Consider the following 22551-nt stretch of genomic DNA (forward strand, 5'->3'; position numbering starts at 1 on the left):
GCAGTCCACCCTCGGACAGCGCCCGGCCCTTGGCCAGAGTTGCAAGAGGTTGCAACTTCGGAGCGGGCCGGCGCCGGTCAGCCGGAGGTGCGCCGCGCGTGGAAGAGGCCCCAGCGCAACAGCCCGCGCCGGGTGACGTCGGCCCACCGGGGGAGGTTGTCGAGCAGGTCGTCGAGGTAGGCGGGGCTGATGACCTCGCGCAGTTCGCCGGACCGGGCACGGACCTCCTGGTCCAGGAGGGCGTAATGGGTGGCCAGGTGCGCGGTGAGGTCCTCGAAGTCCGCTTGCGTGCCGCCCAGCCGGGCCAGCTGGTCCAGATAGAAGGAAGGCGTGGCCAGCGTCTGGACGCCCAGCCGGGCGATCGCCGGCCGCACCGCCTCGGCCGGGGTGGTCTCGGCGGCCATGATGTCGGAGAACACCAGGGCGCCACCCGGCTTGAGCACCCGAAGCGCCTCCGCCAGCGCACCGGGACGGTCGGCCACGTGGCACAGCACCTCCAGCGACCAGACCGCGTCGAAGCGCCCCGCCGCGTGGGGCAGCCGGTTCAGGGAACCGGTCGCCACCTCGATGAGGTGGTCGAGCCCCTGCCGGATGTTGGCCTCACGGTGTCGGCGGTTGTGGTCCTCGCTCAGATCCAGGGCCACCACCCGGCACCCGAACCGCTCCGCCAAGAAGCGGGACGAACCGCCGTACCCGGCGCCCAGGTCGAGGACCACGGCCTCGGGGCCCAGCAGGTCCGCGATGCGGCCCGCGGCATGCTCGACGGTGCGGCGCGAGGCGTCCGCGATCGCCTCCCGCCGGTCGCCGTAGATGCCGACGTGGATGTCCTCGCCGCCCCAGACAGCGTCGTAGAAGGCATCCACGTCCCCGGTCTCGTAGTAGCGGCGGGTCGATGCCTCATGGCCGAAGGTGCTGACGTCTTCACGCATGCCGCATCGCTTCCCCGGCGCCACCCCACCGACTCACGGCCGTGCGCCCGTCGACCGGAAACGGACGCCCCCAGCCCGCGGTGCGGTGCGGCTACTTGAGGTCGCGCTGCTCGGGGACCACGACGCCGAAGCGGTCCTGGATCGTGGCGAGGGCGGACTCGTGGACCTGCCGGGCGGGGATGCCGCGGGGGTTGCCGTTGACCGGGAGCGGGCGGGTGGCCGATGCGTCGCCGATCACGGTCGGCTGGTAGCCGTTGTAGACGGCGCCCTCCGTGGTGAAGAGGGTGCACATGTGGGTCATGAAGCCGGAGATGATGACGTTCTTGCGGCCGGTCTTCTTGAGCCGGGCGGCGAGGTCGGTGTCGTGGAAGCCGTTGGGGACGGCCTTTTCGACGACGGTCTCCCCCTTGGCCGGCTTGAGTGCCGGGATGATCTGGCCGGCCTTCGACTTGAGGTCGTAGCCCTTTTCCACGATGTGGATGACGGGGGTGTGCGCCTTGCGGGCCCGCTCCAGGAGGGTCTTGGTGTTCTTGACCGCCTCGCGCCAGCCGGTGAGTTCCATCGTGCCGCCGGTGTAGACGTTCTGGTAGTCGACGAGGACCAGCGTCGCGTCGGACAGCTTCGCGGGCGTCTCGTCCAGCTTCATCAACTGGCGCAGCGTCGTGGTGTCCTTGGCGTGGTTCGTCTCGTGGCGGTTCGTCTCGTGGCGGTTCGTCTCGTGGCGCCGGTCGCCGCCGTCGGTGCGCGTGGCGGCCTCGGAGCTTCCGCCGCAGGCGGTCACGGTGGTGGCGAGGACAGCGGCGGCGCCCAGGGCGGCGGCCGAACGGAGCAGCGTGGTCTTCATCGGACGAGCTCCTTGTGGGTGGGCACCACGACCCCGTACAGGTCGGCGATGGTGGCCAGCGCGCCGTCATGCACCTGGCGGGCGTCGATGTCGGTGCCCGCGACCGGGAGCGAGCGGGTCGCGGTGGCGTCGGCGACGACGGTGGGGCGGTTGCCGTTGAGGAAGGCGCCCTGGGCGGTGAACGCCACGCACATGTGGGTCATCCAGCCCGCGATGACGACGTCCTGGCCCTCGGTGAGGTGGTCGGCCAGGTCGGTGCCCACGAAGGCGTTCGGGACCTGCTTGACGACGACCGGCTCGCCCTCCAGGGGGGCGACCTTGGGGTGGATGGCGCCGATCTCGGCACGGATGTCGTACGGGGTGCCCTCGCCGCCGTCGTTGATGACGTGCACGACGCGGGTGCCGGCCTCGCGGGCCCGGGCCAGCAGCTGCGCGGCGGCGTCCAGGGACTCCTCCCAGCCGTCGAGTTCCATGACGCCCCGGGTGTAGGTGTTCTGGAAGTCGATCAGGATCAGCGTCGAGCCGGCCAGCTTCGCGGGCTCCTGGTCGAAGCCGTTGAGCTCGCGCAGCGTCGTTCTGGACATGGGTGTACCGCCTTCGGTGGTCCGTGGGAGAGATCCGTGAGAGGTGCAGTGCGCGGTGGTCCGCCGCGCTGTGTCTCCCACGCTAGGACCGGGCCGGCGCGTCGGCAATGACATGTAATCTGCAGATCCAGACATGCGCCGGGCGGGCCCACGACAAGCACCAGACGGGCCCCAGGTGGACCCCAGACAGGCCCGCAAACCGGCTGACCAGGGAGAGTTCCGTGCCGGACACCGCCGCCCGACGGCTCATCGTCATCGTGCTCTTCGAGGGCGTCGACCTGCTCGACGTCACCGGGCCGCCCGAGGTGTTCTCCCTCGCCCTGCGCGAGACGGACGAGGCGGCGGGCTACGAGGTCGTGCTCGCCGCCGCGCACATGGACCCGGTCACCACGGGGGCGGGCGTACGCATCCTGCCCGACCTCACCTTCGAGGAGGCCGCGCGCCGCAGCATCGACACCCTGCTGGTGCCCGGCGCCGTGGAGGTGGACGAGGAGCGCCGCGTACACCCGCTCGTCGACCCCGGTCTCGTCGCATGGGTGAAGGCGCTCGCCGCGCGTTCGCACCGGATCACCTCCGTGTGCGTGGGCGCGCATCTGCTCGCCGCGGCAGGGCTGTTGGACGGCAAGCGGGCGACCACGCACTGGTCGACCGCGCAGCGGCTGGCGGCCGACCACCCGGCGGTGGAGGTCGACGCCGACCCGATCTTCATCCGTGCGGACAACGTGTGGACCGGGGCCGGCATCAGCGCCTGCCTCGACCTCTCCCTGGCGCTGATCGCCGACGATCTCGGCGAGGCGGTCGCGCTGCGGGTGGCCCGGCAGCTGGTGATGTACCTCAAACGCCCCGGCGGACAGAGCCAGTTCAGCGTGCCGCTGACCCAGCTCTCCACGACACGGCGCATCGAGGACCTGCGCCACCACATCCTGCGCCGCATCGCCGAGCCGCTGACCGTCACCGAACTCGCCGAGTACGCGCATGTCAGCGACCGGCATCTGACGCGTCTGTTCAAGACCGAACTGGGCGTCACCCCGCACGCGTACATCGAGTCGGTGCGCGTGGAGAAGGCACGCCACGACCTGGAGGCCTCGGACGCCACGCTCGAACGGATCGCGTCCGCCTGCGGTTTCGGCACGGTGGACACGCTGGTACGGGCGTTCCGGCGCCGCCTGAACACGACGCCCGGTGAGTACCGGCGCAGGTTCCGGGTGCCGCAGCTGCCCTGACCCCCGCCGGAGCCGCCCGCCCCGCCACCGCCCACCGAAGGGTGGCCGCGGTCAGCGGGGCGGGCGGCTCCGGGTCACACGGCGGACGCCTTGTCGGCGATGACCCGCTCTTCGCCCACGGGGTGGGTCACGTGGTGCACGAGCGCCGCGATGACGCCGCCCACCAAGGGGGCCACGATGAACAGCCACAGCTGGGACAGCGCCGCTCCCCCGGCGAACAGGGCCGGGCCCAGGCTCCGGGCGGGGTTGACCGAGGTGCCGGTCAGCGGGATGCCGACCAGATGGATGACGGCCAGTGCGATGCCGATCGGCAGCCCGTCGAAGCCGGTCACCGCCACCCGGTGCGTCACGCCGAGGACGACGAAGACGAGCAGGAAGGTCAGGACCACTTCCGCGAGGAAGGCGCCGCCCAGGTTGATGCCGACGTCGGAGCGGTCGTCGTAGCCGTTGCTGCCGAACGCGCCGCTGGTCTTCAGGCCCGGCACCTGCTTGGCGAGCAGGAAGAGCAGGGCCGCGCCCGCGATGCCGCCGATGAACTGCGCGATCCAGTACGTGACGGCGGTGCGGCCGTCGATGCGACGCGCGACGAGCATGCCGAGCGTCACCGCCGGATTGACGTGGCAGCCGGAGATCGGGCCGAGGGTGTACGCGAGGGCCAGCAGCACGAAGCCGAACGCCAGCGCGATGCCGAGCGTGCCGATGAACTCCGCGCCGAGCACCGCCGACCCCACGGCGAAGAAGACGAGGAGCAACGTTCCGAGGAACTCCGATATCACCGCTCTGATCTGCACAGCGACCACCTCGCAGGCTTGCCGGACCCCCTGGCCATCGTCTGCCAGCCCGCGCTTTCCCACCTGTTCTGCCGGGGCCGAAGCCCGTAACGTACGCCCATTCGAGTGAGGGACCGGTTTCGGAGCCTCGTCTTCGGCGCCGGAGCGGGCGGCGCGATGCCGATGCCCCTCTCCGGGGCAGGCCGTTCCCACCCGCGCCGAATTCCCGCCACGATGGACCCCTGCCCCCGCACCGGTCTGGCCGGAAAGGACCCCGTGGCCATGAACGCCCCGCCGACGATCGACCTCGCGCGGATATCCGCCATGGACCAGGCACAGGCCGCGCGGCTCCTGAAGGGGGTGCGCGACGCCGCCCTCTCCGGGCGGCGCCCGCACCTCCTGCCGCGCCCCGTGATCGGCGACTCGTGGGGGCGGATGCTACTCGGCGGGGTCGACCCGGACCACGACGTGCGGGCCAGGCCGCTCGGCGAGGAGGAGGTGGCGGAGCGGCGCAGGGCATCGCCGCTCGCCGACGTCCTGCCCGACCTGCGCGACATCCTGGTCTCGGTGGCGGACGCGGCGCAGCACATCATGGTCGTCTGCGACGCCGACGGGCGGGTGCTGTGGCGCGAGGGCAGCGCCGCGGTGCTGCGCCGGGCGGACGCGCTCGGGTTCGAGTTGGGCGCGGACTGGTCGGAGGGCGTCGTCGGCACCAACGGCGTCGGCACGTCGCTGGTGGTGCGCCGCCCCGTGCAGGTCTTCTCCGCCGAGCACTTCGTGCAGAGCCACCACGCGTGGACGTGCACGGGCGCGCCGGTGACCGATCCGCGCGACGGGAGGCTGCTGGGGGTGGTCGACGTGAGCGGTCCGCTGCAGACCGTCCACCCCGCCCTGGTGGCCCTGGTCGACTCGGTGGCCAAGCTCGCCGAGGCGCGGCTGCGGGACCGGCATCTGACGGCCCTCGACCGGCTGCGTGCGGTGGCGGCCCCGGTCCTCGCCCGGCTCGACGGGCGGGCGTGCGCGGTCGACGCGCACGGCTGGACGGCCGCGGTGACGGGCATGCCGCCGGTCGACCGTCTCGCGCTGCCCAAAACCCTGGCGGCGGGCCGCACCTGGCTGCCCTCGCTGGGCCCCTGCCTGGTGGAGCCGCTGCCCGGCGGCTGGCTGCTGCGTCCCGACGATCCCGGCGGCGCGCCCCAGCCGGTCACCGCGACCCGGCTCGTCCTGGACGTGAGCAGCCCGCGCCGGTGGACCCTCTCGGTGCTCGGCGGCGCCCGGGACTGGACCCACGACCTGAGCCCGCGCCACGCCGAGCTGCTCTATCTGCTCTGCACCTCCCGCGCCGGGCGCACCGCCTCGGATCTCGCCGAGGACATGTTCGGCGACCCGGCGCGCACGGTGACGGTCCGCGCGGAACTCTCCCGCGTGCGGCGCTACCTCGGCGGACTGCTCGCCCACCGCCCCTACCGCTTCCACGAGGACGTCGACGTCGACGTGATCATGCCGGAGCGGTCGGCGGACCTGCTGCCCCACTCGACGGCCCCCGCGGTGCGCGCGGCGCGGCAGGGGGCGGAGCCCTGAGCGGGGCCCGGACGCGGCGCGGGCCCCGGCCCGTGGTTCGCTGAGCCCCATGAGCATCACTGTCACCACTTGGTCCCTGGAACAGACGTCCCCCCGGGATCTGCTGCCGGCCGCCGCGCCCGACGGCGACCTCACGATCGCCCGCGCGGAGGTGCCCTCGCCCGAGTTCAGCCGGTTCCTGTACGCGTCCGTCGGCGGGGACATCCGCTGGACCGACCGGCTCTCCCTCACGTACGCCGAGTGGCAGAAGCTGCTGGACCGGCCGGGCGTGGAGACCTGGGTCGCGTACGACAGGGGCACGCCCGCCGGATACGTGGAGCTGGCGGCGCGCGGCGAGCAGGGGGATGCGGCGGAGGGCGTCGTGGAGATCGTCTACTTCGGGCTGCTCCCGGCCTTCCGGGGGCGGCGCATCGGCGGCCATCTGCTGTCGGTGGGTGTGGCGCGCGCCTGGGACCTGGCCGAGCGGTGGCCGGGGCTCGCGCCGACCGAGCGGGTCTGGCTGCACACCTGCTCCAAGGACGGCGAGCACGCGATGGACAACTACCTGCGGCGCGGCTTCACGCTCTTCGACACCACGGTGGAGCAGGAGGCGGACGTGCCCGCGCCGGGCCCGTGGCCGGGAGCCGCGCGCGACTGACCCCGCACGCCTCGCGCACCCCTCGCGCACACCCCTCGCGGTGCCCCGCGGCATGTGACCGACGACACCCTTGTCCACGATACGGGACAAGGGTGTCCGCATGTTGGATAATGCTGGACTGCGTCGAAAGTCCCATGACACGCTTCCGGCATGGATCGCACTGGAACAGCCTTGGTGAGTCGACGTCACGTCGATCTCGGCCGCATGTCCAGCGCCATGTGTCCGGCTCGCTGATCGACTCAGCACCGCCGCATCCCTGATCTCTGATCTCTCCTGCTCCCCTCCCTGCGCAGCGCCGCGCGCACATTTCCGCATGTGCCCATCCCCGCAGGTCAGAGCCGCATTCCCGCTGCCCCGAAGGAAGTACGACTATGGCCGCCACGCCAGAAAAGCCTGCCCCAGCAACGCCCCGCCGCAAGGTGAGCCGTCACCGCGGCGAGGGCCAGTGGGCCGTTGGTCACTTCACGCCGCTCAACGGGAACGAGCAGTTCAAGAAGGACGACGACGGTCTCAATGTGCGGACACGTATTGAGACGATCTATTCGAAGCGTGGATTCGACTCCATCGACCCCAACGACCTGCGCGGACGGATGCGCTGGTGGGGCCTGTACACCCAGCGCAAGCCCGGCATCGACGGCGGCAAGACCGCGGTCCTGGAGCCGGAGGAGCTGGACGACGAGTACTTCATGCTCCGGGTGCGCGTCGACGGCGGCCGGCTGACCACCGAGCAGCTGCGCGTCATCGGCGAGGTCTCGCAGGAGTTCGCGCGCGGCACCGCCGACCTCACCGACCGGCAGAACATCCAGTACCACTGGATCCGCATCGAGGACGTCCCCGAGATCTGGCGGCGCCTGGAGGGCGTCGGGCTCTCGACGACCGAGGCCTGCGGTGACACCCCCCGCGTCATCCTCGGCTCGCCCGTCGCCGGTGTCGCCGAGAACGAGATCATCGACGGCTCCCCCGCCATCGACGAGATACAGCGCCGTTTCATCGGCAACCCCGAGTTCTCCAACCTGCCGCGCAAGTTCAAGACCGCGATCTCCGGATCGCCGCAGCTGGACGTCGCGCACGAGATCAACGACGTCGCCTTCGTCGGCGTGAACCACCCCGAGCACGGCCCCGGCTTCGACCTGTGGGTGGGCGGCGGTCTGTCCACCAACCCCAAGCTGGGCGTGCGCCTGGGCGCCTGGGTGCCGCTCGACGAGGTGCCGGACGTGTTCGGCGGCGTGATCGGCATCTTCCGCGACTACGGCTACCGCCGGCTGCGCAACCGCGCCCGCCTGAAGTTCCTCGTCGCCGACTGGGGCCCGGAGAAGTTCCGGCAGGTCCTTCAGGACGAGTACCTGCGGCGCGAGCTCGTCGACGGCCCCGCGCCCGAGCAGCCCCCGGGCACCTGGCGCGACCACCTCGGCGTCCACCGGCAGAAGGACGGCCGCTTCTACGTGGGGTTCGCCCCCCGCGTCGGACGCGTGGACGGCGCCACCCTCACCAAGATCGCCGAGGTCGCAGACGCGCACGGCTCGGGCCGGCTGCGCACCACCGCCGAGCAGAAGATGATCGTGCTCGACGTCGAGCAGGACCAGGTCGACTCGCTCGTCTCCGCCCTGGAGGCGCTCGACCTGCGGGTCGACGCATCGCCCTTCCGGCGCGGCACCATGGCCTGCACCGGCATCGAGTTCTGCAAGCTCGCCATCGTCGAGACCAAGGCCCGCGGCGCCTCGCTCATCGACGAACTGGAGCGCCGCATCCCGGAGTTCGACGAGCCGATCACCATCAACATCAACGGCTGCCCGAACGCCTGCGCCCGTATCCAGGTCGCCGACATCGGCCTCAAGGGCCAGCTCATGCTCGACGACGAGGGCAACCAGGTCGAGGGCTACCAGGTGCACCTCGGCGGCGCCCTCGGCCTCGACGCCGGCTTCGGCCGCAAGGTCCGCGGCCTCAAGGTCACCGCCACCGAGCTCCCCGACTACATCGAGCGCGTCCTGCGGCACTTCCAGGACGAGCGCGAGGACGGCGAGCGGTTCGCGACCTGGACGGCCCGCGCGTCCGAGGAGGCCCTCAAGTGAGCGAGCGTGCCGCCCCGTTCCACTGCCCCTACTGCGGCGACGAGGACCTGCGCCCGAACGAGGCCGGTCACGGCGCCTGGGAATGCGCGGCCTGCAACCGCGCCTTTCAGCTGAAGTTCCTCGGGCTGCTCGCCCGGGGCGTTCGGCACACCAGCGGTGGAGGGGACCAGATATGACGACTGCTCAGGACCGGCAGCGGTTCACCGACGAGGCGTTGAAGGACCTCGCCGAGCAGGCGGGGCGCGAGCTGGAGGACGCCTCCGCCCCGGAGATCCTCCAGTGGGCGGCCGACACCTTCGGCCGGCGGTTCTGCGTGACCTCCTCGATGGAGGACGCGGTGGTCGCCCACCTCGCCGCGCGGGCCATGCCCGGCGTCGACGTCGTCTTCCTCGACACCGGCTACCACTTCCCCGAGACCATCGGCACCCGCGACGCCGTCGAGGCCGTGATGGACGTCAACGTCATCACCCTGACCCCGCGGCAGACCGTGGCCGAGCAGGACGCCGAGCAAGGCCCGAGGCTGCACGACCGCAACCCCGACCTGTGCTGCGCCCTGCGCAAGGTGCAGCCCCTGGAGGACGGCCTCAAGGGGTACGTCGCCTGGGCCACCGGGCTGCGCCGCGACGAGTCGCCGACCCGGGCGAACACCCCCGTCGTCGGCTGGGACGAGAAGCGCCGCAAGATCAAGATCTCGCCGATCGCACGCTGGACGCAGGACGACGTCGACGCCTACGTCACCGAGCACGGCGTGCTCACCAACCCGCTCCTGATGGACGGCTACGGCTCGGTGGGCTGCGCCCCCTGCACCCGCCGCCTGCTGGAGGGCGAGGACGCGCGGGCCGGCCGCTGGGCCGGGAACGCCAAGACCGAGTGCGGGATCCACGGATGACCGCGCCGCACGAGACACCGCAGCAAGAAACCCGGGAGAACCACGTGACCACCGGAGCCACCGTCTGGCTCACCGGCCTGCCGAGCGCGGGCAAGACCACCATCGCGTACGAGCTTGCGGGCCGGCTGCGCGCCGAGGGCCGCCGCGTCGAGGTGCTCGACGGCGACGAGATCCGCGAGTTCCTCTCGGCGGGCCTGGGCTTCAGCCGCGAGGACCGGCACACCAATGTGCAGCGCATCGGCTTCGTCGCCGAACTCCTCGCCCGCAACGGCGTGTTGGCCCTGGTACCGGTCATCGCGCCCTTCGCCGACAGCCGTGAGGCGGTCCGCAAGCGCCACCAGGCGGCCGGCACCGGATACCTGGAGGTGCACGTCGCGACGCCGGTCGAGGTGTGCTCCGTACGCGATGTGAAGGGTCTGTACGCCAAGCAGGCGGCGGGCGAGATATCCGGTCTGACCGGTGTCGACGACCCGTACGAGGCGCCCGCGTCGCCCGATCTGCGCATCGAGTCGCAGGACCAGACCGTGCAGGAGTCAGCGGCAGCTCTCCACGCGCTGCTCACCGAGAGGGGTCTCGCATGACGACCGTCGCAGGCGTCTCCGAGGAGACGGACAGCCCGTACGCGCTCAGCCACCTGGACGCCCTGGAGTCCGAGGCGGTGCACATCTTCCGTGAGGTGGCGGGGGAGTTCGAGCGGCCGGTGATCCTCTTCTCCGGCGGCAAGGACTCCATCCTCATGCTGCACCTGGCGCTGAAGGCCTTCGCCCCCGCGGCGATCCCCTTCTCGCTGCTGCACGTGGACACCGGGCACAACTTCCCCGAGGTCCTCGCCTACCGCGACCGCGTCGTCGCCGAACACGGACTGCGCCTGCACGTGGCCTCCGTGCAGGAGTACATCGACGCGGGCAAGCTGCGCGAGCGCCCCGACGGCACCCGCAACCCGCTGCAGACCGTGCCCCTCACCGAGAAGATCCAGAGCGAGCGCTTCGACGCCGTCTTCGGCGGCGGACGCCGCGACGAGGAGAAGGCCAGGGCCAAGGAGCGCGTGTTCTCGCTGCGCGACGAGTTCTCCCAGTGGGACCCGCGCCGCCAGCGCCCGGAGCTGTGGCAGCTCTACAACGGCCGGCACGCCCCCGGCGAGCACGTGCGCGTCTTCCCGCTCTCCAACTGGACCGAGCTGGACGTGTGGCAGTACATCGCCCGCGAGGACATCGACCTGCCGCAGATCTACTTCGCCCACGAGCGCGACGTCTTCCGGCGCTCGGGCATGTGGCTGACCGCGGGCGACTGGGGCGGGCCCAAGGAGGGCGAGACGGTCGAGCGGCGCCTGGTGCGCTACCGCACCGTGGGCGACATGTCCTGCACCGGCGCCGTCGACTCCGACGCCACGACGCTGGACGCCGTCATCACCGAGATCGCCGCCTCCCGGCTGACCGAGCGCGGCGCCACCCGCGCCGACGACAAGATGTCCGAGGCCGCGATGGAAGACCGCAAGCGCGAGGGGTACTTCTAACCATGAGCAACAGCACCACCGAGCCGGTCCAGCCGCTCTCCACCGAGCAGCTCTCGGCCACCACCCTGCTGCGGTTCGCCACCGCCGGTTCCGTCGACGACGGCAAGTCCACCCTGGTGGGCCGCCTCCTGCACGACTCCAAGTCGGTCCTCACCGACCAGCTGGAGGCGGTGGAGCGGGTCTCGCAGGACCGCGGCCAGGAGGCCCCCGACCTCGCGCTGCTCACCGACGGCCTGCGCGCCGAGCGGGAGCAGGGCATCACCATCGACGTGGCGTACCGCTACTTCGCCACCCCCCGGCGCCGGTTCATCCTCGCCGACACCCCCGGCCACGTGCAGTACACCCGCAACATGGTCACCGGCGCCTCCACCGCGGACCTCGCCGTGGTCCTCGTCGACGCCCGCAACGGCGTCATCGAGCAGACCCGCCGGCACGCCGCGGTCGCCGCCCTGCTGCGCGTCCCGCACGTCGTCCTCGCCGTCAACAAGATGGACCTCGTCGACTACCGGGAGAGCGTCTTCGCCGCCATCGCCGAGGAGTTTACCGCCTACGCCGGCGAGCTGGGCGTCCCCGAGATCACCGCCATCCCGATCTCGGCGCTGGCCGGCGACAACGTGGTCGAGGCCTCCTCCAACATGGACTGGTACGGCGGCCCCACCGTCCTGGAACACCTGGAGACCGTCCCGGTCAGCCATGACCTCGCCTCCTGCCACGCGCGGCTGCCCGTGCAGTACGTGATCCGCCCGCAGACGCCCGAGCACCCCGACTACCGGGGCTACGCGGGCCAGATCGCGGCCGGGACCTTCCGCGTCGGAGAGTCCGTGACGGTGCTGCCGTCCGGCCGCAACTCGAAGATCACCGGGATCGACCTGCTCGGCAAGCCGGTGGACGTGGCCTGGACGCCGCAGTCCGTCACCCTGCTCCTGGCGGACGACATCGACATCTCGCGCGGCGACCTGATCGTGCCGAGCGGCGACACCCCGCCGACCACGCAGGACGTCGAGGCCACGGTCTGCCACGTCGCGGACTCCGCCCTCACCGTCGGCCAGCGGGTGCTGCTCAAGCACACCACCCGTACGGTCAAGGCGATCGTCAAGGAGATCCCCTCGCGGCTCACCCTCGACGACCTCTCCCAGCACCCGGAGCCCGGGCAGCTCGTCGCCAACGACATCGGCCGCGTGAAGGTGCGCACCGCCGAGCCGCTCGCGCTCGACGCGTACGCCGACTCGCGCCGCACCGGCTCCTTCCTGCTGATCGACCCGGTGGACGGCACGACGCTCGCGGCCGGCATGGCGGGCGAGGCGTTCGCCGCATCCGCCGACGACGCCGCGCAGGCGGGCGCCGCCGCCGCGGACGACGAGGGCTGGGACTTCTGACATGGGTTACGTCGACATGTTCGCGACGTTCGCGAAGGAGGGCGGCCGCATCGGCAGCGGCGCCCTCGGCAGCGGACAGGGCGGGGTGGCGCGATGTGTGAGGTGACGCCCGCGGCGTGGGCCGCGCACGCACACCGCACGCGCGCCCACGCCCTGCCCGTACGACACCCGCGAAGACGAAGACCTGCCGACCTCCCGGCCACGACCTGACGGCGTGCGACCGGGCCAACGAGGGGACCACCTCCCGTGCCTGCTTCACGTACCCGACTCGCCGCCCTCGCGGCCCTGCCCCTGCTGGCCCTCGCGCTCGGCGCCTGCGGCTACGGCTCCGAGTCCGACGACACCGACGACGGCTCCAAGGTCGCGGCCGGTGCCAAGAAGATCGACGGCCTGGACAGCGTGAAGATCGGGTACTTCCCGAACCTCACCCACGCCACCGCCCTGGTCGGCAACCAGGAAGGCCTGTTCCAGAAGGAACTCGGCGGCACCGAGGCGAAGTACTCCCAGTTCAACGCGGGCCCCTCGGAGATCGAGGCGCTCAACGCCGGCTCGATCGACATCGGCTGGATCGGCCCCTCCCCCGCCATCAACGGGTACACCAAGTCGCAGGGCAAGAACCTGCGGATCATCGGCGGTTCGGCCTCCGGCGGCGTGAAGCTGGTGGTGAACCCCGACAGGATCAAGTCCCTGGACGACGTCAAGGGCAAGAAGATCGCGACACCGCAGCTCGGCAACACCCAGGACGTGGCCTTTCTGAACTGGATCGCCGAGAAGGGCTGGGACGTCGACGCGCAGAGCGGCAAGGGCGACGTGTCGGTGCTCCGCACCGACAACAAGATCACCCCGGACGCCTACAAGTCCGGTTCCCTGGACGGCGCCTGGGTCCCGGAGCCGACCGCGTCCAAGCTGGTCGCCCAGGGCGGCAAGGTGCTGCTGGACGAGGCCGACCTGTGGCCGGACAAGAAGTTCGTGATCACCAACATCATCGTGCGGCAGGAGTTCCTGAAGGAGCACCCGAAGGTCGTCGAGGCCGTGCTGCGCGGCTCGGTGAAGACCAACGCGTGGATCGCGAAGAACCCGGCGAAGGCGAAGGCCGCGGCCAACGCCCGGCTGAAGGCCGACGCCGGCAAGCCGCTGCCCGCCGAGGTGCTCGACCCGGCGTGGAAGTCCATCACGACCACCGACGACCCGCTGGCCGCCACCCTCGACGCGGAGGCGGACCACGCGGTCAAGGCCGGCCTCCTGGACAAGCCCGACCTCAAGGGCATCTACGACCTGCGCCCGTTGAACAAGGTCCTCAAGGCCGCGGGGAAGTCCCCGGTCGACGACGCCGGCCTCGGCGTCAAGTAACCCCGGATCCAGCCGAGTTCCCAGGAGGTGACGACCATGGCAACCACCCTCGCCAAGGCCGCGGAGGACATCCGCACCACGGCCGCGCACGCCGCACGCATCGAGCACGTCTCGAAGTCCTTCAACGGCCCCGCCGGGCCCCAGCTGGTCCTGGACGACATCACGCTCGACGTCGCGCCGGGCGAGTTCGTCACCCTCCTGGGCGCCTCGGGGTGCGGCAAGTCGACGCTGCTCAACCTGGTCGCCGGGCTCGACAAGCCGTCCGCGGGCGCCATCGCGACGGACGGCAGGCCCGCCCTGATGTTCCAGGAGCACGCGCTCTTCCCGTGGCTGACCGCGGGCAAGAACATCGAACTGGCCCTCAAGCTGCGCGGCGTGCCGAAGCCGGAGCGCCGCCCGAAGGCCGAGGAGCTCCTCGAACTCGTCCGGCTGCAGGGCGCGTACGGCAAGCGCGTGCACGAGCTGTCCGGCGGCATGCGCCAGCGCGTCGCGCTGGCCCGCGCGCTCGCCCAGGACAGCCGGCTGCTCCTGATGGACGAGCCGTTCGCGGCGCTCGACGCGATCACCCGTGACGTGCTGCACGACGAGCTGACCCGGATCTGGCGCGAGACGGAGGTCTCCGTCCTGTTCGTCACGCACAACGTCCGCGAGGCCGTGCGCCTGGCGCAGCGCGTCGTGCTCCTCTCGTCGCGCCCCGGCCGGGTGGCACACGAGTGGCGGGTCGACATCGACCACCCGCGCCGCATCGAGGACACCGCCGTGGCGGAACTGTCCGTCGAGATCACCGAACAACTGCGTGGGGAGATCCGCCGCCATGGCCAGCACTGACACCTCGGCACAACCGGCCAAGGAGGCCGGGGACGGCCAGGACCTCGCCGGTCTGGAGGCGGGCCTCGACGCGCTGGAGACGCACGCGGGCCCCACCCGGCCGCCCGTCCGCGAGGTCCTGGTCCAGAAGGTGCTGCCGCCGGTCACCGCCGTCCTGCTGATCCTGCTGGTCTGGCAGGCGCTGGTCTCCTTCGGCATCGTGGACGACCCGACCAAGCTGCCGCCGCCGTCCGCGGTCTGGGACGAGGTCCGCGAGGCCTGGCTGCAGGGCACGCTCCTCGACTACATCTGGACGTCCGTCTCGCGCGGCCTGCTCGGCTTCCTGCTCGCCCTGGTGATCGGCACGCCGCTCGGCCTGATCGTCGCGCGGGTGCGCTTCATCAGGGCCGCGATCGGCCCGATCCTCTCCGGTCTGCAGTCGCTGCCGTCCGTGGCCTGGGTGCCGCCGGCGGTGATCTGGCTGGGCCTGGACAACCGGATGATGTACGCGGTGATCCTGCTCGGCGCCGTGCCGTCCATCGCCAACGGCCTGGTCTCGGGCGTCGACCAGGTGCCGCCGCTGTTCCTGCGCGCGGGCCGTACGCTCGGCGCGACCGGGATGCGGCACACCTGGCACATCGTGCTGCCCGCGGCGCTGCCCGGCTATCTCGCGGGCCTCAAGCAGGGCTGGGCGTTCTCCTGGCGCTCGCTGATGGCCGCGGAGATCATCGCGTCCTCGCCCGACCTCGGCGTGGGCCTCGGCAAGCTCCTGGAGAACGGCCGCAACGCCAGCTCCATGCCGATGGTCTTCCTCGCCATCTTCCTCATCCTGATCGTCGGCATCGCCATCGATCTGCTCATCTTCAGCCCGCTCGAGCGGCGCGTCCTGCGCAGCCGCGGCCTCCTGGTGAGGAGCTGACCCACCGTGCACACCCCGTACCGCCCCGCCGTGAGCCGTCCCGTCCTCCTCGTCGTCGCCCACGGCAGCCGCGACCCGCGGCACGCCGCGACCGTGCGCGCCCTGGTGCGCCGGGTGCGCGCGCTGCGCCCCGGGCTGCGGGTGGAGACCGGTTTCCTGGACTTCAACGCCCCCACTGTTTCCGGGGTGTTGGAGCGGCTCGACGCCGAGGGGGTACGGGACGTGGTGGCGCTGCCGCTGCTGCTGACCCGCGCCTTCCACGCCAAGTCGGACATCCCGGCGGTGCTGCGGGCGGCGCCGGCCCGGCTCCGCGTCACCCAGGCGGCGGTCCTCGGCCCGTCGCCGCTGCTCCTGTCCGCCCTGGAGCGGCGGCTGTACGAGGCGGGGCTCGACCCCGCCGACAAGTCCTCGACCGGGGTCGTGCTGGCCTCGGCGGGGTCCTCCGACCCGGAGGCGATCGCAGTGATCGCTGATATCGCGCGGGAGTGGCGGCACACCGGTTGGTGCGCCGTGCGGCCTGCGTTCGCCTCCGCCTCACTGCCCCGCACGGAGGACGCCGTGCGGGCGCTGCGGGCCACCGCTGGGGTGCGGCGGGTGGCCGTCGCGCCCTACGTCCTCGCCCCGGGCTTCCTGCCGGACCGCATCGCGCGGGGCGCGGCCGACGCGGACCTGCTCGCGGACGTGCTCGGCCCGGCCCCGGAGGTGGCCCGGCTCCTCGTACGGCGCTATGACGAGGCGTATGCGCCTGGCACCTGCCCCGTTGCTCCCCTGGCGCGGATTCCCGCACTGGCCTAGCTTGTGGGTTCATGACCCCGAGCCGATCCCGCACACTGTGGCTGCGGACCGAACCCCTGCACGCGGTGGTCTACTTCGAGGAGCGCTGCCGCGGTCTCGGCCGGGCGGTGGGACTCAAGGGCTTCTGGATGGGGTACTTCGCCGCCCGTACCGCCCCGATGGGCCGGGTGGGCCCGGGAGTTGCGGCCGCGGCACTCGGTGTCTTCGCCCCGGCCATGGTGGCCAGGTCCCTGCCCTCGGCCTGGGAGTACGCCTCCCCCGACCGGGTCGTGGAGGAGCGCGCCCGGCTGACGGCCGCCGCCCTGCGCCAACTGGTGCCCTCCGTCGAGGCGTTGGCCGCCCAGGTGAACGGGCCGCTGACCGCCATGGTCGCGGACGCGCCCGCGCTCGCCCGCCCGCTGTTCGCCGCCAACCGCGATCTGGCGCGCCGCGCGGACCCGGTGGAGCGGCTGTGGCAACTCGCCACCTGTATTCGGGAGTTCAGGGGCGACGCACATGTGGCGGTCCTCGCCGACCACGGCCTGGACGCCCGCGAGAGTCTCGTCCTGGCCGCCGCCACCGACCGGGTGGATCCGGCCGCGATCCGTCAGGACCGGGGCTGGAGCGAGGAGGAGTGGGCGGCGTCCGTGGACCGGATGTGCGCCGCCGGGCTCCTCGACGCGTCCGGCCGGGTCACCGAAAGCGGCGTCACCGAGCGGGAGTTGATCGAGGACGACACGGACCGCCTCGCGGAACGGCTGCTGCGCCCGCTGTCCAAGGGCGAGGTGGACGAACTCCTCGCCGCCCTGGAACCGGCGGCGCGCCGCATCCTCGACTCCCACCTGCTGCCGTTCCCCAACCCCATCGGGCTGCCGCGTCCGGTGGGGTGAGGCGGACCGCCCGGGGCCGGCACGGTGATGGGCACCCTCACGGTGATGGGCACCCTCACGGTGATGGGCACCCTCACGGTGAAAACGCTTGCCGCGGGAGGCGCCGCCCCTTTACCGTCACGCGGATGACTCCCGAACTGTGGTCCGAACGCCTTGTCCTCTCGCCCTACGTCGCCTCCGACGAGGCGGACTTCGTCGCGCTCTTCCAGGACGAAACGGTGGGCCGCTGGTTCGGCGACGGCATGCAGAGCGCGGCGGAGGACCGCGCCCTGTTCGGCCGGATATTCACCCTGATCTACGCGGAGGAACGCTTCCCCGTCTGGGCGGTCCGGCACGAGGGGCGCTATGTCGGGCACGCCGAGGTCAAGCCCTCCCCCGAGTCCTGGCTCGACGGCCACGAGATCGTCTACGGCCTGAACCGGGCGAGCTGGGGCCTCGGGCTCGGCACGGAGCTCGCGCGGCTGCTCACCTCGTACGGGCACGAGACCCTGGGCCTGACCGAGGTGCACGCGACCGTGGACTCGGAGAACGCGCCCTCCCTCTCCGTGCTCAAGCGCCTCGGGTACACACAGGGCCGCCAGATCACCGAGGAGAACGGCCGGATCACCCTGCAGCTCACCTCGCGGCTGCCCGCGCCACCTACCGGGGAGTGAGCCCGTCGACCTCGCGCACCAGTTCCGCCACCGTCATGGAACCGGCGGCCCTGCGCTCGCGCGCGAGCGTGTTCGCCACGCGCCGCAGGGCGTCGTTCACCGGTGTCGGCACCCCGTGCACCCGTCCGAGCAGGGAGATCTCGCCGTTGAGGTAGTCGGCCTCGATGCTGCCCGTGCCGCGGTCCAGGCTCTGCCAGGAGGAGCCTCCGCCGCGCGGGGAGCCGTCGAGGGGCTGGAGGCTGATGCGGTCGCCGCGGGCCTCCCGCTGTTCCGCCTCGTCCGCCCAGGCGATCCCGGCCGCGGTGAAGGCGGCCTCGCCCTCGGCGCGGGCCCGCGCGTACAGGTCCTTGGCCGATTCTTCGGTGATCGGTCCGGTGGCGGCCTCGACGGCGTTGGCCAGGTTGGACAGGAGCTTCGCGTACTTCCAGCGCAGCACGTCGGGGACGACGGGGGCGAGGATCCGGGACTTCTCCAGGTCGGCGGCGATCCGGGCGGCGGTCTCGTCGGTGCCCGCCGGGTAGCGGCCCAGGTGCAGGATGCCGGTCCAGGGGGCGCAGGGTGCGGAGACCGCGCCCGGTTCCGTGTGCGAGGCGGGCAGCCAGACGCAGACGCCGTACACGTGCCGGAAACGGCGCAGGGCGATGCGTTCGCTCTCGACGCCGTTCTGCGCGCAGACCAGCGGGAGCGTCTCGGCCGCCGTGCCGCCGCCGGCCACCGGGCGGCCGCCCCAGGCGTCCAGGGCCGCCACCGCGTCCTGCGTCTTGACGGCCAGGAACAGCACGTCGTCGGCGCGCAACTCCCCCAGCTCCTCGGGGTGTTCGACGACGGGGACGCGGTGGACGCCGATGCCCTCGGGGGTGTGCAGGCGCAGTCCGCCGCCGCGCAGTGCCGCCGCGTGAGCGCCTCGCGCGACGAGCACCACGTCATGTCCGGCCTCGGCGAGCCGCCCGCCCACGCTGCCGCCGACCGCCCCTGCTCCGATGATGATGTAGCGCACGGGTCCGAGCCTCGCACATCGGGGCCCCGCTGACCAGGAACGTCAGTCCTCGTGGAAGAGCGTGCCCTGATGGAACCAGAGCCGCCAGCCGTCCTCGGTACGCCGCCACAGCGAACTGCGGTGCGCGCGGCGGCCGTTGTCGTCCGTGTCGAAGGTCAGCTGGACCAGGTCGTCGGCGAGTTGGACGCCCCGCATCCGGGAGGTCGTGGTGGGGCGGCCGACGGGGTCCGCCGTGAGGACCTCGACGATCGAGGCGCGGTCCCATCGCCTGCCGGAGGCGCCGATCTCGGTGAACTCCGGGTGCAGGAGCGCCCCGAAGAGCTCGGGCGAGGCCCGCACCTCGGGGTCGAGGAGGCGCAGTTCGCCCTCGACGGCCGCCTCGACGGCGGGGGTGCGGGTGGGGTCCGTGGGCGCGCGGTCAGTCACGGGTCATCTCCACGAGCCGGGTGACGGTGTTCCAGTTGCGGCTGGTGGCGACGATGCCCTTGTTCAGGCCGGGCCTGGCCAGCTGTTCGGCGAGTTTGGAGCGTCCGAGTCCGTCGGGTGCGTACAGGTAGAGTACGCGGTCGCCGAGTCTGAACTCCTCGGGCAGGTACGCCTCTTGGTCGAGGGAGGCGAAGCGGCCGGGGTCGACGGGGGCGGAGAAGTAGGTGGCGTGCAGCTGTTTCGCCGCCAGGTCGGCGGCGGGGAACGGGCAGGCGTCCATCACCGCCCGCAGATACGCGCCGTCGCGCACCAGCACGTCGACGGCGAAGCCGAAGCTCTCCTCGATCGCCGTCCGCACCTCGGCGGCCAGCGACTCCTCGTCGCCGTGGTCCGCGGTGAAGACGGCGTTGCCGCTCTGCAGATACGTCTGCACGCCGCCGTGGCCGAGGCCTTCCAGGAGGGTGCGCAGCTGGGCCATCGGCACCTTCTTGTGGCCGCCCACATTGATGCCGCGCAGCAGCGCCGCGTATGTCTTGATCGCCATGCGGACACGATAGAGCGGCCGTCGTGCCCCGTGGGGGTGGGCACGACGGCCGCGGCTCAGCGGGTCGCGAGGACTACTCGACGACCTTCAGGAGCTTGTTGGGCGTGCCCTCGCTCGGGTTGGAGATCTTGTCCGGGGTGGCGCCGTCGGTCAGCGCCTTGGCGACGTCCGCGGGCTTGGCGTCCGGGTGGCCCGCCACGTAGACGGCGGCGGCGCCCACGACGTGCGGGGTGGCCATCGACGTGCCGGAGATGGTGTTGGTGGCGTCGTCGCCGGTGTTCCAGTCGGACGTGATGTCCGAGCCGGGGGCGTAGATGTCCACGACGGGGCCGTAGTTGGAGAAGTCCGACTGCTCGTCGTCCTTGGTGGAGGAGGCGACCGTGATGGCGTCCTTCACGCGGGACGGGGAGCCCTTCGAGGCGTCGGTCGACTCGTTGCCCGCGGCCACCGCGAAGGTGACGCCCGCGTCGATGGCCTTCTGGACGGCCGCGTCGAGCGCTTCGTCCGCGCCGCCGCCGAGGCTCATGTTGGCGACGGAGGGGCCCTTGTGGTTCTTGGTGACCCAGTCGATGCCCGCGACGACCTGCTCGGTGGTGCCGGAGCCCTGGTCGTCCAGGACGCGGACGGCGACGATCTTCGCCTTCTTGGCGACGCCGTGCGCCTCACCGGCGATGGTGCCGGCGACGTGCGTGCCGTGGCCGTTGCCGTCGTCGGCGTTGTCGTCGTTGTCGATGGCGTCGAAGCCGGAGGTGGCGCGGCCGCCGAAGTCCTTGTGGCTGATCCGGACACCGGTGTCGATGACGTACGCGGTGGCGCCCTCGCCTGCGGCGTCGGGGTAGGTGTACTTCTTGTCGCCGGCGGTGTCCGCCTGGTCGATGCGGTCCAGGCCCCAGGACGGCGGGTTGTCCTGGGTGGCGTCGATGGAGAACTTCTTCGACTGGACGACCTTGCCGACGGCCGGGTCGGCGGCGAGGCGCCTGGCCTCGGTCTCACTCAGGCCCTTGGCGGAGAAGCCGTTGATGGCGGAGGAGTAGTTGCGCTTGAGGGCGCCGCCGTACTCCTCGGCCAGGTCGGACTTGGTGTCCTTGTCGGCCTTCTCGTCGAGCATCACGATGTAGCTGCCGGCGACTGCGCCCTTGGCGTCGGCGCCGAAGACCTTGCCCTCGGCGGGGGTGGCCGCGCCGGCGAAGGAGGTGGCGAAGACGGTCACGCCGACCGCGGTCGCGGCGGTGGCTATCGCCGCGGTGAGCTTCATCGTGCGGGCACGCTTGTGAGTTGCCATGAAGAGGGGTCTCCTCGTGGTGCATGTGGGGGGATGTGGGGGGTATTCAGCTGTTCCGCCGAAGGTTCGCCGCGGCAACAAGTTCCTTGCGACGCCCCTTGACGGCCGGAAGATCTCCGGGTGTTGGGACGAAACCCTGTCTGATTGACGGGCGCAGATCAATACCTTCATACAGCTGTGACTTGTTCAACAAGGTTCCGTAATAACAAACCGGATCTGTCACACCGGAAGTGGACATCCTGCCCCACAAACCCCTCAACTCCCGGTAACAGCAAGCGTTTTGCGCCCCACACGCACCATGGGGCGGGCCGGAGAATTCCGGCCCGCCCCATGGTGCGTGATGTGTCGCTCAGGCCGCGGTGACGACCTGCTGCTCCGCCTCGAAGGAGTCGATGGTCCGGGTGAAATCCCGGGTCGAAAGCAACAGTTTGTAGATGATGGCGAGTTCGAAGACCAGAAGGAGCGCGCCGGAGACGATCGTCGCGGGCATCACCACGTCGAAGAGCGGGCCGATCATGAAAACGCCCATCTGGAATTCGATGCCGCTCACCAGGTGCGCGCGGATGCGGTGGCGCAGCAGGAAGGAACGCGCCCGCAGATACGCGGGGAACTTCCGGCGGAACTCCTGGTGCAGGTCGATCACCTGCGGCTTGGGGGCCGGGGCGAGCTCCCCCTCGACCGCCGCCCCTTCGAGCACCTCGCCGGACTCCCCGTAGGCCGTGCCGTCCGGCTGCCCGTACGTGGCCTCGCCCGGCTGCGCGTACGGCGCCTCGCCCGCGGCCCGCTGGAGGTCCTGCTCGATGTCCGCCGACGGGTTGTCCCGCAGCAGGTCCTCCATGAAGGCGAGCTCGGCCTGGTTCTGCGCGCGGCGCGCGGCCCGCATGCGGGCCTTGATCTGCTTGCGCATGGTGTGCCGGATCTTGAAGATCTCCAGCGAGTTGATGTAGCGCAGGGTGTCGAGGGCGACGACGGCGAGCGCGAGCCAGATGTAGAGGGTGTCGCCGGTGCGGTCGTACTGGCCCCACATCAGGGCGACGCCGCACACCATGACGCGGATCCGGTCGAAGACGAAGTCCAGCCACGCGCCGAAGACGGAGCCCTGCCCGGTGAGGCGGGCGAGCTTGCCGTCCATGCAGTCGAAGATGAAGCTGAAGTGGTAGACGACCGCGCCGAGCGCGAGCCACTTCCAGTCACCGAGGACGAAGCACGCCGCCGAGCCGAGGCCGAGAAGGAACGCTCCCCAGGTGATCTGGTTGGGCGTGACCCGCGTCCGCATCGCGGTGAACCGCACGAGCGGCGTGGCGACCGGATCGACGAGCAACACGGTCCACCACGCGTCGCGTTTCTTCTCGGTGATGCGGCGCACCTCGGCGAGGGGCGGTATGTCTCGGCGCATGGGGGTCAACTTCCTGGCGTTCGGCGAAAGTTCATCTCACGCTAGGGAGGACTTTGCCCAAGGAACAAGATCTGGCCCGTGCAACCTTTGGCCGGGGG

Annotated in this window: 25 protein-coding genes; 16 read left to right on the forward strand and 9 right to left on the reverse strand. The window is 71.5% G+C overall.

What is annotated here, in order from left to right; genetic code table 11:
• Window positions 1–77 precede the first annotated feature (77 nt).
• From ACFYO9_RS19270 to ACFYO9_RS19280, 3 genes are all read right to left on the reverse strand, one after another.
• A complete protein-coding gene (locus tag ACFYO9_RS19270; protein WP_358775102.1) occupies window positions 78–929 on the reverse strand; it encodes a methyltransferase domain-containing protein in 852 nt (283 codons plus the stop codon).
• Window positions 930–1020: 91 nt separating this feature from the next.
• Entirely contained in the window at window positions 1021–1773 is a 753-nt protein-coding gene (locus ACFYO9_RS19275; RefSeq protein WP_358775104.1) for an isochorismatase family protein, read from the reverse strand.
• Window positions 1770–2357 carry an isochorismatase family protein gene (locus tag ACFYO9_RS19280; RefSeq protein WP_358775105.1) on the reverse strand — a complete coding sequence of 196 codons (588 nt, stop codon included), beginning with the start codon at window positions 2355–2357 and terminating at the stop codon, window positions 1770–1772. Before ACFYO9_RS19280 ends, ACFYO9_RS19275 begins: the two co-directional genes overlap by 4 nt.
• Window positions 2358–2578: 221 nt before the next feature.
• Between ACFYO9_RS19280 and ACFYO9_RS19285 the strand changes: the two genes are divergently transcribed.
• On the forward strand, window positions 2579–3580 hold the full coding sequence (locus tag ACFYO9_RS19285; RefSeq protein WP_355805317.1) for a helix-turn-helix domain-containing protein: 1002 nt from the start codon (window positions 2579–2581) through the stop codon (window positions 3578–3580).
• 74 nt (window positions 3581–3654) lie between these two features.
• Here ACFYO9_RS19285 and ACFYO9_RS19290 read toward each other — a convergent pair whose 3' ends face one another.
• On the reverse strand, window positions 3655–4371 hold the full coding sequence (locus tag ACFYO9_RS19290; RefSeq protein WP_358775107.1) for an MIP family channel protein: 717 nt from the start codon (window positions 4369–4371) through the stop codon (window positions 3655–3657).
• A gap of 261 nt (window positions 4372–4632) precedes the next feature.
• Between ACFYO9_RS19290 and ACFYO9_RS19295 the strand changes: the two genes are divergently transcribed.
• The 15 genes from ACFYO9_RS19295 to ACFYO9_RS19365 all read left to right on the forward strand — a co-directional run bounded on the left by ACFYO9_RS19295 (window position 4633) and on the right by ACFYO9_RS19365 (window position 17808).
• On the forward strand, window positions 4633–5931 hold the full coding sequence (locus ACFYO9_RS19295; protein ID WP_355805311.1) for a GAF domain-containing protein: 1299 nt from the start codon (window positions 4633–4635) through the stop codon (window positions 5929–5931).
• Window positions 5932–5980: 49 nt separating this feature from the next.
• Window positions 5981–6568 (forward strand): GNAT family N-acetyltransferase, encoded by a 588-nt coding sequence (locus ACFYO9_RS19300; RefSeq protein ID WP_355805307.1) that lies wholly within the window; start codon window positions 5981–5983, stop codon window positions 6566–6568.
• Window positions 6569–6718: 150 nt separating this feature from the next.
• Window positions 6719–6802 carry a putative leader peptide gene (locus ACFYO9_RS19305; RefSeq protein WP_355806261.1) on the forward strand — a complete coding sequence of 28 codons (84 nt, stop codon included), beginning with the start codon at window positions 6719–6721 and terminating at the stop codon, window positions 6800–6802.
• A 137-nt stretch (window positions 6803–6939) separates the two neighbouring features.
• Entirely contained in the window at window positions 6940–8637 is a 1698-nt protein-coding gene (locus ACFYO9_RS19310; RefSeq protein WP_358775110.1) for a nitrite/sulfite reductase, read from the forward strand.
• Window positions 8634–8813 (forward strand): hypothetical protein, encoded by a 180-nt coding sequence (locus ACFYO9_RS19315; RefSeq protein WP_355805301.1) that lies wholly within the window; start codon window positions 8634–8636, stop codon window positions 8811–8813. The genes ACFYO9_RS19310 and ACFYO9_RS19315 overlap by 4 nt, the downstream gene beginning before the upstream one ends.
• Window positions 8810–9526, forward strand: coding sequence for a phosphoadenylyl-sulfate reductase (locus ACFYO9_RS19320; protein ID WP_358775112.1), 717 nt, complete (start codon window positions 8810–8812; stop codon window positions 9524–9526). Before ACFYO9_RS19315 ends, ACFYO9_RS19320 begins: the two co-directional genes overlap by 4 nt.
• On the forward strand, window positions 9523–10107 hold the full coding sequence (cysC, locus tag ACFYO9_RS19325) for an adenylyl-sulfate kinase (protein WP_355805295.1): 585 nt from the start codon (window positions 9523–9525) through the stop codon (window positions 10105–10107). Before ACFYO9_RS19320 ends, cysC begins: the two co-directional genes overlap by 4 nt.
• On the forward strand, window positions 10104–11039 hold the full coding sequence (gene cysD, locus ACFYO9_RS19330; RefSeq protein ID WP_355805292.1) for a sulfate adenylyltransferase subunit CysD: 936 nt from the start codon (window positions 10104–10106) through the stop codon (window positions 11037–11039). Before cysC ends, cysD begins: the two co-directional genes overlap by 4 nt.
• A 2-nt stretch (window positions 11040–11041) precedes the next feature.
• Window positions 11042–12415 carry a GTP-binding protein gene (locus tag ACFYO9_RS19335; protein ID WP_355805289.1) on the forward strand — a complete coding sequence of 458 codons (1374 nt, stop codon included), beginning with the start codon at window positions 11042–11044 and terminating at the stop codon, window positions 12413–12415.
• A 246-nt stretch (window positions 12416–12661) separates the two neighbouring features.
• The gene (locus tag ACFYO9_RS19340; protein WP_355805286.1) at window positions 12662–13765 is read left to right on the forward strand and encodes an ABC transporter substrate-binding protein; all 1104 of its coding nucleotides are present in this window, start codon (window positions 12662–12664) and stop codon (window positions 13763–13765) included.
• A gap of 36 nt (window positions 13766–13801) precedes the next feature.
• A complete protein-coding gene (locus tag ACFYO9_RS19345; RefSeq protein ID WP_355805283.1) occupies window positions 13802–14593 on the forward strand; it encodes an ABC transporter ATP-binding protein in 792 nt (263 codons plus the stop codon).
• The gene (locus ACFYO9_RS19350) at window positions 14580–15491 is read left to right on the forward strand and encodes an ABC transporter permease (RefSeq protein WP_358706319.1); all 912 of its coding nucleotides are present in this window, start codon (window positions 14580–14582) and stop codon (window positions 15489–15491) included. The genes ACFYO9_RS19345 and ACFYO9_RS19350 overlap by 14 nt, the downstream gene beginning before the upstream one ends.
• A 30-nt stretch (window positions 15492–15521) precedes the next feature.
• A complete protein-coding gene (locus ACFYO9_RS19355; RefSeq protein WP_358775115.1) occupies window positions 15522–16286 on the forward strand; it encodes a sirohydrochlorin chelatase in 765 nt (254 codons plus the stop codon).
• An 11-nt stretch (window positions 16287–16297) separates the two neighbouring features.
• The gene (locus tag ACFYO9_RS19360) at window positions 16298–17155 is read left to right on the forward strand and encodes a hypothetical protein (protein WP_358775117.1); all 858 of its coding nucleotides are present in this window, start codon (window positions 16298–16300) and stop codon (window positions 17153–17155) included.
• Between the two features lie 125 nt (window positions 17156–17280).
• Entirely contained in the window at window positions 17281–17808 is a 528-nt protein-coding gene (locus ACFYO9_RS19365) for a GNAT family N-acetyltransferase (RefSeq protein WP_358775118.1), read from the forward strand.
• On the opposite strand, the gene ACFYO9_RS19370 is transcribed toward ACFYO9_RS19365, so the two are convergent.
• The 5 genes from ACFYO9_RS19370 to ACFYO9_RS19390 form a co-directional block, all read right to left on the reverse strand.
• Window positions 17795–18805, reverse strand: a complete 1011-nt coding sequence (locus ACFYO9_RS19370) for a 2-dehydropantoate 2-reductase N-terminal domain-containing protein (protein ID WP_358775120.1) — start codon at window positions 18803–18805, stop codon at window positions 17795–17797. The genes ACFYO9_RS19365 and ACFYO9_RS19370 overlap by 14 nt on opposite strands.
• A 42-nt stretch (window positions 18806–18847) precedes the next feature.
• The gene (locus ACFYO9_RS19375) at window positions 18848–19231 is read right to left on the reverse strand and encodes a nuclear transport factor 2 family protein (RefSeq protein WP_355805266.1); all 384 of its coding nucleotides are present in this window, start codon (window positions 19229–19231) and stop codon (window positions 18848–18850) included.
• Entirely contained in the window at window positions 19224–19775 is a 552-nt protein-coding gene (locus ACFYO9_RS19380; RefSeq protein ID WP_358775122.1) for a DUF1697 domain-containing protein, read from the reverse strand. Before ACFYO9_RS19380 ends, ACFYO9_RS19375 begins: the two co-directional genes overlap by 8 nt.
• Before the next feature lie 73 nt (window positions 19776–19848).
• Window positions 19849–21057 carry a S8 family serine peptidase gene (locus ACFYO9_RS19385; protein ID WP_358775124.1) on the reverse strand — a complete coding sequence of 403 codons (1209 nt, stop codon included), beginning with the start codon at window positions 21055–21057 and terminating at the stop codon, window positions 19849–19851.
• Window positions 21058–21406: 349 nt separating this feature from the next.
• Window positions 21407–22453: a CDP-alcohol phosphatidyltransferase family protein gene (locus ACFYO9_RS19390; protein ID WP_355805258.1), complete on the reverse strand. Its 1047-nt coding sequence runs from the start codon at window positions 22451–22453 to the stop codon at window positions 21407–21409.
• Between the last annotated feature and the right edge of the window lie 98 nt (window positions 22454–22551).

The sequence above is a fragment of the Streptomyces sp. NPDC005863 genome, from assembly GCF_042871345.1.
GTDB lineage: Bacteria > Actinomycetota > Actinomycetes > Streptomycetales > Streptomycetaceae > Streptomyces.